We start from the raw sequence: 8640 nt of genomic DNA, 5'->3' as shown, positions 1-8640 counted from the left end.
AGCCGTTGTGAGCGGAGCAGCCGCCCATCACGCGGGCGCGCTGAAACGCGATCGGCTCACGCCCTGCAAGCTGCCCGCTGGCGTAGCCCCATTCGTGGGAGGTGACGAGCGCGCCGCCGTCGAGCAGATCGGCGGGCCAGAGACCGGACGACCGCGTGCCGTAGTCCGGCCCCGCCTCGACAAGAATGACCCGCGCTTCGCTCTCGGTAGCGAGACGGCCGGCGACCACACACCCCCCGCTGCCACCGCCGACCACGAGGACGTCACATGCGAGGCGGGAGGACATCGCAGCAGGCTATCGCGAACGAGACCCGTACTCGTCCGGGCGCAGAGTCGAGAGGAGACCGAACGTGAGCGAATCCCGCCCGCTGGTCGAGATCGAGAGAGCAGCGCCCTAGTGGCACGCGGCCCCTTGGGCAGGCTTGTTCGGCGGCACGTCGAGTGAGGGCTTGGACTCGAAGAAGCCGAACGGCTTCAGCCAGAACGAGACGACATCCGCCGGCATCACCGGCCATTCCTCGGGCCGCGCCACGTGATGGAGACCGAAGACGTGCCAGAGCACGACGTCGGTGTTCTCGATCGACCGATTCGCCGCCGTCCACACAGGAAGACCCGTGTCCTCCGCCGCCTGCACCGGGAACTCACCACACGGCCAGCGCTCGTCCTCCGCAAACGGCGTTACCCAGAGCGAGTGCTCGAGCGCCTGCGCGCGGGAGAACCCCACTCGTGGCCTCTCGTTCGTCGCTGTCGGATGCCGCGCGGCGAACGCTGCCCGGAGACGATCCGTGAACAGCGGCCTCCCCGCCACCGTGTACGCTCACGCGCTATGGCTCATCGCTCGGGAGCACCGTCTAGCCGCACGCGCGTGAAGCGCGTTCACGAGAACGCTGCGTACGACCGGCAGACGATCGACGCAATCCTCGACGCGGCACTCGTCTGCCATCTCGGCTTCGAGCGCGACGGGCAGCCATACGTGATCCCGACGCTGCATGCCCGCCTCGGCGACCGGCTGTACGTCCACGGCTCGGCGGCAAGCAGGACAGTTCGCGCAGTCAGCGAGGGGATTCCGGCATGCGCCACCGTGACGCTCCTCGACGGCATCGTTCTTGCCCGGTCGGTCTTCGAGCACTCGATCAACTACCGATCGGTCGTCGTGCTCGGCACGGCGACGACCGTGACGGAGGCCGACGAGAAGAACGCCGTTCTCGAGGCATTCACCGAGAAGCTTCTTCCCGGCCGGTGGGCAGACTCGCGCCCTCCGACGCGGAAGGAACTGAAGGCGACGGGCGTGCTCTGGCTACCCCTCGACGAGGCGTCGGCGAAAGTTCGCGTCGGTGGGCCCGATGACGACGGCACGCCCGATGCGGAGCTCGACGTCTGGGCTGGACACATACCACTGACCGTCCGGTCTCTCTCGCCCGTGCCCGCGCCCGACCTCAAGGCCGGCCTCACGGTGCCGGCGTACGCGAAGCGCTACAAGCGGCCCGGGCTCACGGTCCCGCTGCCTGGCTAAGGCCAGGGAGCACGCCCGCAGGGAAAGCGACTGCGGCGCCTAGCGGCCGAGCCAGCCCCGCCGGAAAAAGTAGCCGACCACGATCGCGAGCGTCATCAACTCGACGCCGATCCCGAAGACCAGGAAGTGGCCCAGACCGCCAACATTGGCGACCAGCCACCCGAGGTTCTGCCCGAAGAAGCCGGTCAAGAACGTCAGGGGCATGAAGACGGTCGCGATGATCGCAAGCTGCTTCATGACCACGTTGAGTCGGTTCGACACCGTAGAGAGATAGACATCCATGGCACCTGTCAGGAGATCGCGATACGTATCGATCATGTCGCCGATCCTGATCAGGTGGTCGTAGACGTCGCGGAAGTAACGCTGGTCATCATCGGTCATGCCAGGGAACGACTCGACCCCGACGACGATCGAGGAGAAGAGGTCCCGTTGCGGCGCGATGACCTTGCGCATCGTCACGAGAGTCCGCTTCATCGCAAAGATCTCCTGCAGCGCGGCGTCACCCGCGTCACGGAAGATCTCGTCCTCGAGCGCGTCGATCCGGTCGTCGATTGTCTCGAGGCGCGGGAAGAAGCTGTCGACAAGGCCGTCCACGACCGCGTGCATCAGCCGGGCCGGATCATCGACGGGCGCATCCCGCTTGACGTAACGCTCGCGGAGCGCCGCGAGCGAGGGCGCTGCGTCGCGGTGCACCGTGACGAGAAACCGATCGGAGTAGAAGCAGTGCACCTCGACGAGCCCGTCGCTGTCGTCCTCGCTCGACGCCCCGAACACGACAAGGAACACGTAGTCGTCGTACTCGTCGATCTTCGGGCGTTGATCGAAGCGCCATGAGTCCTCGAGCGACAGAGGATGGAAGCCGAACTCGTCGCGCAGGATCTCGAGATCGCCCACCTCCGGGTCGTGAAGATCGAGCCAGAAGAACTCTCCGTCGGCGAGCAGGTCGTGCACCCTGTCGCGCTCGATCTGCAATCGCCGTTTCGCCGAGCAGTGGAGGAGGTTGCCCGGGTCGGGCGCGTCGGGATCGATGCTCACTCGGCGATCGTACGCCCGGCGCCGGAGGCCATCCCGCCCGGCGGGTACGACTCTCGGTCTCTCGGGAACACGCTCACGGTAGGCTCCTGCCGTGGACTTCGACACCGTCGTGATGAAGTTCGGCGGCTCCTCGGTCGCCGATCCAGCCAAGATCCAACACGTCGCGAGACGCCTCGTCGAGGCGAAGCAGCGCGGCCTGCGCGTCGTCGGCACGGTGTCCGCGATGGGCAAGACAACCGATGGGCTGATCGATCTCGCCCACCAGGTTTCGCCGACGCCGAACGCACGCGAGTTCGACATGCTGCTCTCGACCGGCGAGCGAATCGCCTGCGCCCTCGTCGCAATGGCGATCCACGACCTCGGGCAGGTGGCGATCTCCCTGACGGGATCCCAGGCCGGGATCCTCACGGACGGCGCTCACATGAAGGCCAAGATCCGCGAGATCCGAGGCGACCGAGTCAAGGATGCTCTCGACGAGGACAAGATCGTTCTCGTCGCGGGGTTCCAGGGATTCTCCCGCGACACGATGGACGTAACGACGCTTGGCCGCGGCGGCACCGACGCAACGGCCGTCGCGTTGGCGGCAGCGCTCGGAGCCGCATGCGAGATCTACTCCGACGTGCCCGGCGTCTTCACTGCCGACCCGCGGATCGTGCCGAACGCCAGGAAGCTACCGACGATCTCGTACGAGGAGATGCTCGAGATGTCTGCGTCCGGTGCGAAGGTGCTCATGTTGCGCGCGGTCGAACTGGCGCGCAATCACGGTGTTCGTATTCATGCCCGCTCCACGTTCTCGGACGAGGAGGGCACCTGGGTTCAGGAAGGAGCCTCGATGGAGCAGCCAATCGTGTCGGCGGTGACCCACAGCGAGAACGACGTGGTCTTCACGCTGTCCGACATCCCCGACCGGCCCGGCGTCGCCGCGCTGATCTTCGACGTCGTCGGCTCGGCGCACGTGAACGTCGACACGATCATCCAGAACGTCGTTCACGGGAATGCCGAAATGTCGTTCTCCGTGCCCGCGGAGGACGTGCCGGCAACGCAAGGTGCTCTCGAGAGCACGCGCGCCGAACTCGGGGCGTTCACGGTCGAGGAGAACCACGATCTCGGCAAGGTCTCTCTGATCGGCGCCGGGATGCGCTCGCATCCGGGCGTCGCGGCGAAGATGTTTCGCACGCTCGCGGACCACGGGATCAACCTGCAGATGATCTCGACATCCCCCATCAAGATCTCGTGCATGATCGCTCGCTCCGAGATCCCGAACGCCGTCCGGGAGCTGCACGCCGCGTTCGAGCTCGAGAACGAGCCGTTCAACGAGGCGTAGCGGCGGGCAGGCAGGGAGGCTCCGCCGCCTCGCTGCCGAATCACGCTGACAATGGACCTCTCCAATCGAACCACCGAGACGCTCATCACCGCAGGCATCGGTATCGCGGTCGTGATCGCCCTTCGGGTCACGCTCGACTTCGCGTACAACCGCTACGAGACGCGCCTCGAGCGACGCGATCCGGGCGCGGTGGCCCGGCGGCGCACGACGTTCCACTTCGCACGCCGCATCGGCGTCGCCCTCGTCGCGACGATCGCAGTCTGGTCCGTGCTGTCGCTCTACGACATCACATCGGAGATAGCGAAGGCGCTCCTCGCCTCGAGCGCCGTCCTCGCGCTGTTCGCGGGTCTCGCATTCAGCACCCCGCTTTCGAATCTCGGCTCGGGTCTGCTCGTGGCCTTCACGCAGCCGCTCCGTCTCGGCGATCGCATCACGGTCGACGGCGAGACGGGTTTCGTCGAGGAGATGGCTCTGATCTACACGACGCTCGTCACCGATGACGCGCGTCGCGTGTTCGTCCCGAACACACAGCTGACGACGAGCAAGATCATCAACCGGACGATCAGGGATCCGCGACGGCTGATCTCGGCGCAGTTCCCCGTCTCGATCGAAACGCCCATCGACGAAGCCCGGGAGGCGCTTCTCGCCTCCATCACGACGCTGCCCGGGACGAACGGTGAGAGCGCACGCGTCCTCGTCGGCGACATTGTCGATCGCACCGTATGGCTCCAGGTCGCAACCTACGGTCCGATGAACGCAGACGTCGTCTCGCTCGTGAGCGACCTGCGCGAGCTCGGGCTCCGAGCGCTCCGCGAGAAGGGGTTTCTCGCCGCCTAGAACCACTACGGGCCGCGGTTGCCCGCGGCCCGTGTGCCGATGCGCCTTCCTGCTCCGGGCTAGTTGGCCGGCGGCAGGAGAACCTTGTTGATCACGTGGATCGTGCCGTTCGACGCCTTGATGTCCGTCTTCGTGACGAGCGTCGAGCCGTTGAGGTAGACCTTGCCGCCCCTGACGGAGATCTTGACGGCGGCACCGTTCACTGTCTTCACCGACTTGCCGTCGAGCGTGACGACCTTGCTCGCGGGGACGTTGCCCTTGACGACGTGGTAGAGAAGAACGCTCTTCAGCAGCGCCTTGTTCTTTCCGAGCTTGGCGAGCGTCGCCTTCGGAACCTTCGCGAACGCAGCGTCGGTCGGTGCGAAGACCGTGAACGGGCCCTTCCCCTGGAGCGTCTTGACGAGGCCCGCAGAGGTGAGGAGCGAGGCGAGCGTCTTGAACTGGCCGGCAGCGACGGCAGTGCCGACGATGTCCTTGTTGGCCTGCTTGCTCGCGCCTGCTGTGGGGGCGATAACGACGGCGACCATGATGGCCGAGAGTGCGAGAAGTACGAGGATCTTGCGCATGGCTGACTTCCTTCCGTGTCGGGGGCTGTCCTTCTTTTGTCCAACTATCCCCCTGATACGGGCCGACGGCGCAGCTGGATCACTCGCGTCCCCGCGATCGTCGTATGTCGTGGTCCGAAGACGAGCACGAGAGGAGATGCCGGAGGCGACCAAGGCCACCCCCGGCATGCAGCGGCTTCGCCGCATTGCTCCTACATGCAGTTGCGGAGCGCCTGAGCCTCAGGCAGTCCTTCGAGCTTCTTCAGCGTGTTGTTCTCGATCTGGCGGATGCGCTCGCGTGTGACGCCGAACGCCTGCCCCACCTCTTCGAGAGTGCAGGGCTGGGTGCCACAGAGACCGAACCGCAGCTCGATCACCCTCCGCTCCCGATCGGGAAGCGATGACAGAGCGAGGTCGATATCCGACCTGCGCAGCGACACCGACGTCGTATCGAACGGTGACTCCGCCGTGTCGTCCGGCACGAAGTCGCCGAGCGACGAGTCCTCCTCCTCGCCGATCGGCTTCTCGAGCGAGATCGGCTGCTGCGCCATCCGGAGAATCTCCCGCACCTCCTCCGTTGGGATCTCGAGCTCCTCCGCGATCTCCTCCGGCCTCGGCTCACGGCCCAGTCGCTGCACGAGCTGGCGCTCGATGTGTACGACCTTGTTGAGCTTCTCGACCATGTGCACCGGGATCCGGATCGTGCGCGCCTTGTCCGCAATCGCGCGCGTGACGGCCTGCCGGATCCACCACGTGGCGTACGTGGAGAACTTGTACCCCTTGCGATGGTCGAACTTCTCAACCGCCCGGATCAGACCGAGCGACCCCTCCTGGATCAGATCCAGGAACGAGAGGCCCCGACCGAGGTACCCCTTGGCGATGGAGACGACGAGCCTCAGGTTCGCCTCGATCATGTGCTGCTTCGCCGCCATGTCGCCACGCTCGATCCTCTTCGCGAGCGAGACCTCCTGATGCGCTGTCAGCAACGGCACCTTCCCGATCTCGCGCAGGTAGAGCCTGAGCGAGTCGAGCGAGGGCTCGACGCTGAGGTCGAGCTTGGGTGCCGCCTTCTCCTCTTCCACCGGAACCGCCTCGTGGGGCAGCCGCTTGTGCTGCTCCCCTTCGACGAGCTCGATCGAGTGGTCGGTCGCGTACGTGGTGAACTCCTCTAGTTGCTCCTTCGTCAACTCGACGTCCTCGAGCGCGGTGACGATCTCGTCGTAGGTGAGAAACCCCTTCTCCTGCCCCTGCTCGATGAGCTTGTGCAGTTCCTCGACGTCTGGCAGAGCGATTTCGACCGAGAGCATGAACCCCTTCTTCTCGTGGTTGACGAAGACGAGCCCTATCCCTGTAAGTACCGATCCCCCGACCCCCTCCGGCCGGCTTCCCCCTTGCAGGCGGCGAATCCTATACGTGAGATCAACGCTTTGTGCGACCAATTTCGAGACGCGTTCGAAGCTCCCCCACTGGCTCGCCGTGGCTGTTTTCTACCGTGACGAAACCGAGCGTCCCCGTCTCGATGCCGAACCGGCGGAGAAAGTGGGCGAGTGCAGGGCGAATTGCCCGGAAGGCCCCGTCCTCCACCTTGAGAGCGACCCCGAGCCCGTCGGGCGAACCTGCGCAGAAGAGACCTTCGGCCCCTCCCTTCGCGATCCATCCGTCGACCTCCGAAACGAACATCGCATCCGCGGCGATCGGCCCCCGGAGCATCTCCGGGTAGGCGCGAATCGCGGCGACCACTCGCGAGCCCCCCTCGAGATGAGGCAGGCGAGCGAAGGCATGCGCGCAGCGATCGAGGGGCAAAGCGAAGGTCGGCACGCCGCAGCCGTCGATCGCTACTTCGATCGACGCCGGGTCGACATCGGTAGCGGCCGCGACCGTCGCGAGCAGCTCCACCTGCAAGGGGTGGGAGGCGAGGCGATACCCGCTCGTCTCGTAGCCGCGCTCGTGGCAGAGGAGCAGAAACCCCGCATGCTTTCCCGAGCACGTGTGCTCGATCGGCGTCGGTTCGGCTCCGGTCTCGAGGTCGGTCTCAGCTGCGTGCGCTTTCGCGAGGAGCCCGCGTACGATCTCGAGTTGCTCGGGTCGGGCGAGGTGCGAAGAGCACGCAATCGCGATCTCGCGGTCGTCGAGATCGGCTCGCGCGCTCACGAGCGGGAGGACCTGAATCGGCTTCGCAGCGGAGCGGAGGAAGACGAGCGACCGCGGATCGCCCGCTTCGGCGACGATCTGCCCGTCGCGGACGGCGACGGCATGCACGGCGTGTCGCGCCTCGACGATGCCTCCGCGCACCACCTCGACCTGGATCGGATCGGCCATTGCAGGGAAACTACTAGGAGATGCCAGAGCTACCGGAAGTGGAGGCGTGGGTACGCGAGCTCGACCCGCTCGTCGTGCGGGCGCCGATCGAGCGTGCCGGCCCCGCGCACATCGCGACCGTGAAGACGTTCGACCCGCCACTGCGCTCGCTCGAGGGACGGACGTTTGGCGGGGCGCACCGGCGCGGCAAGAACCTCGTGCTCCCCACCGCAGACGGCGAGCTCGTCCTTCGCGTCCACCTGATGAGCGCCGGGCGGCTGCGTTACCACGCGCCCGGGGCAAGGACGCCCAAGACGCCGATGTTCCGTCTCACGTTCACGGACGGCGGCGAGCTCGTGCTCACCGAGGCCGGGAAGAAGAAACGCGCGGGCGTCTGGCTCTTGACACCCGAGGGGCTCGAAGCAGAGCTCGCGCATCTCGGCCCCGACGCGCTCGGCCTCGGGCCGGAGCGACTCGGCGAGATCCTGGAGCGCGAGCGGAGGCAGCTCCACCCGCTACTACGCGACCAGCGGGCTCTCGCGGGAATCGGTCGTGCACATGCAAACGAGATCCTCTGGCTCGCGAAGCTCTCGCCGTTCAAGCTCTCGACTGACCTCTCGGACGAGGAGGTCGCGCGACTCGCGGCGGCGATCGACGACGACCTCTCGCGCGCACTCACACTGCGCGAAGCGGGCAAGGGCGACACGATCGTCTACCGGATCCACGGACACTTCGGTGAGCCATGCCCGCTCGGCCACGACACGCTCCGGCGCGTCGCGTTCGAGGAGCACACGATCACGTACTGCCCGACCTGTCAGACGGGGGGCAAGGAGCTCAAGGACCGGCGGCTGTCACGACTTCTGCGCTAGGCCTCGAGCAGCAGCCGTTACCAGGCCGCATGTCGGCAGATGCTCCGGCTGTCCACCTCCAAGAGATCCTGCCGTGCGGTCAGGACCAAGTTGGGACGCGCCGCGCCTCCTCGCAAGACAGCGCAGATGACCGGACCACCGGTCCGGACAGGCCCGGGAGGCGAATCGTCGGTGCTAGGTTCCCGAGATGCCGGACCGGTCGCATCTCGTCGACGACAT

At 66.3% G+C, this 8640-nt stretch carries 9 protein-coding genes and 1 pseudogene; 4 read left to right on the top strand and 6 right to left on the bottom strand.

The window, feature by feature from the left end; genetic code table 11:
* A partial coding sequence (locus ABIR74_RS02840; protein ID WP_348175100.1) for a lycopene cyclase family protein occupies positions 1-286 on the bottom strand: 286 nt, incomplete at its 3' end.
* Positions 287-394: 108 nt separating this feature from the next.
* Positions 395-715 (bottom strand): annotated as a pseudogene (locus tag ABIR74_RS02835) (tyramine oxidase); the annotation flags it as partial.
* A 150-nt stretch (positions 716-865) separates the two neighbouring features.
* Between ABIR74_RS02835 and ABIR74_RS02830 the strand changes: the two are divergent.
* Positions 866-1513, top strand: coding sequence for a pyridoxamine 5'-phosphate oxidase family protein (locus tag ABIR74_RS02830; protein WP_348175099.1), 648 nt, complete (start codon positions 866-868; stop codon positions 1511-1513).
* 39 nt (positions 1514-1552) lie between these two features.
* Here the strand turns inward: ABIR74_RS02830 and corA are convergent, their stop codons facing one another.
* On the bottom strand, positions 1553-2548 hold the full coding sequence (gene corA / locus ABIR74_RS02825) for a magnesium/cobalt transporter CorA (protein ID WP_348175098.1): 996 nt from the start codon (positions 2546-2548) through the stop codon (positions 1553-1555).
* 91 nt (positions 2549-2639) lie between these two features.
* Here corA and ABIR74_RS02820 point away from each other — a divergent pair, with 91 nt between their 5' ends.
* Both ABIR74_RS02820 and ABIR74_RS02815 read left to right on the top strand, forming a co-directional pair.
* The gene (locus tag ABIR74_RS02820; protein WP_348175097.1) at positions 2640-3872 is read left to right on the top strand and encodes an aspartate kinase; all 1233 of its coding nucleotides are present in this window, start codon (positions 2640-2642) and stop codon (positions 3870-3872) included.
* A gap of 51 nt (positions 3873-3923) precedes the next feature.
* Positions 3924-4709, top strand: a complete 786-nt coding sequence (locus ABIR74_RS02815; protein ID WP_348175096.1) for a mechanosensitive ion channel domain-containing protein — start codon at positions 3924-3926, stop codon at positions 4707-4709.
* A gap of 59 nt (positions 4710-4768) precedes the next feature.
* On the opposite strand, the gene ABIR74_RS02810 is transcribed toward ABIR74_RS02815, so the two are convergent.
* From ABIR74_RS02810 to ABIR74_RS02800, 3 genes are all read right to left on the bottom strand, one after another.
* A complete protein-coding gene (locus ABIR74_RS02810) occupies positions 4769-5275 on the bottom strand; it encodes a fasciclin domain-containing protein (RefSeq protein WP_348175095.1) in 507 nt (168 codons plus the stop codon).
* A 191-nt stretch (positions 5276-5466) separates the two neighbouring features.
* Positions 5467-6561, bottom strand: a complete 1095-nt coding sequence (locus ABIR74_RS02805) for a sigma-70 family RNA polymerase sigma factor (protein ID WP_348175094.1) — start codon at positions 6559-6561, stop codon at positions 5467-5469.
* Between the two features lie 112 nt (positions 6562-6673).
* Positions 6674-7573, bottom strand: a complete 900-nt coding sequence (locus ABIR74_RS02800) for an asparaginase (RefSeq protein WP_348175093.1) — start codon at positions 7571-7573, stop codon at positions 6674-6676.
* A 20-nt stretch (positions 7574-7593) separates the two neighbouring features.
* On the opposite strand from ABIR74_RS02800, the gene ABIR74_RS02795 reads away from it, so the two are divergent.
* Positions 7594-8421, top strand: coding sequence for a DNA-formamidopyrimidine glycosylase family protein (locus ABIR74_RS02795; protein ID WP_348175092.1), 828 nt, complete (start codon positions 7594-7596; stop codon positions 8419-8421).
* Positions 8422-8640: the final 219 nt, after the last annotated feature.

The organism is Gaiella sp. (assembly GCF_039915195.1).
Taxonomy (GTDB): domain Bacteria; phylum Actinomycetota; class Thermoleophilia; order Gaiellales; family Gaiellaceae; genus Gaiella.
Note: the sequence above shows the minus strand (reverse complement) of the source record. Positions and strands in the feature narration are given on the sequence as shown.

What these genes read in the sequence shown, in the direction of transcription:
- ABIR74_RS02800 (WP_348175093.1), bottom strand. Translation starts at nt 7,573, where the DNA reads ATGGCCGATCCGATCCAGGTCGAGGTGGTGCGCGGAGGCATCGTCGAG.
- ABIR74_RS02815 (WP_348175096.1), top strand. Translation starts at nt 3,924, where the DNA reads ATGGACCTCTCCAATCGAACCACCGAGACGCTCATCACCGCAGGCATC.
- ABIR74_RS02805 (WP_348175094.1), bottom strand. Translation starts at nt 6,561, where the DNA reads ATGCTCTCGGTCGAAATCGCTCTGCCAGACGTCGAGGAACTGCACAAG.
- ABIR74_RS02810 (WP_348175095.1), bottom strand. Translation starts at nt 5,275, where the DNA reads ATGCGCAAGATCCTCGTACTTCTCGCACTCTCGGCCATCATGGTCGCC.
- ABIR74_RS02795 (WP_348175092.1), top strand. Translation starts at nt 7,594, where the DNA reads ATGCCAGAGCTACCGGAAGTGGAGGCGTGGGTACGCGAGCTCGACCCG.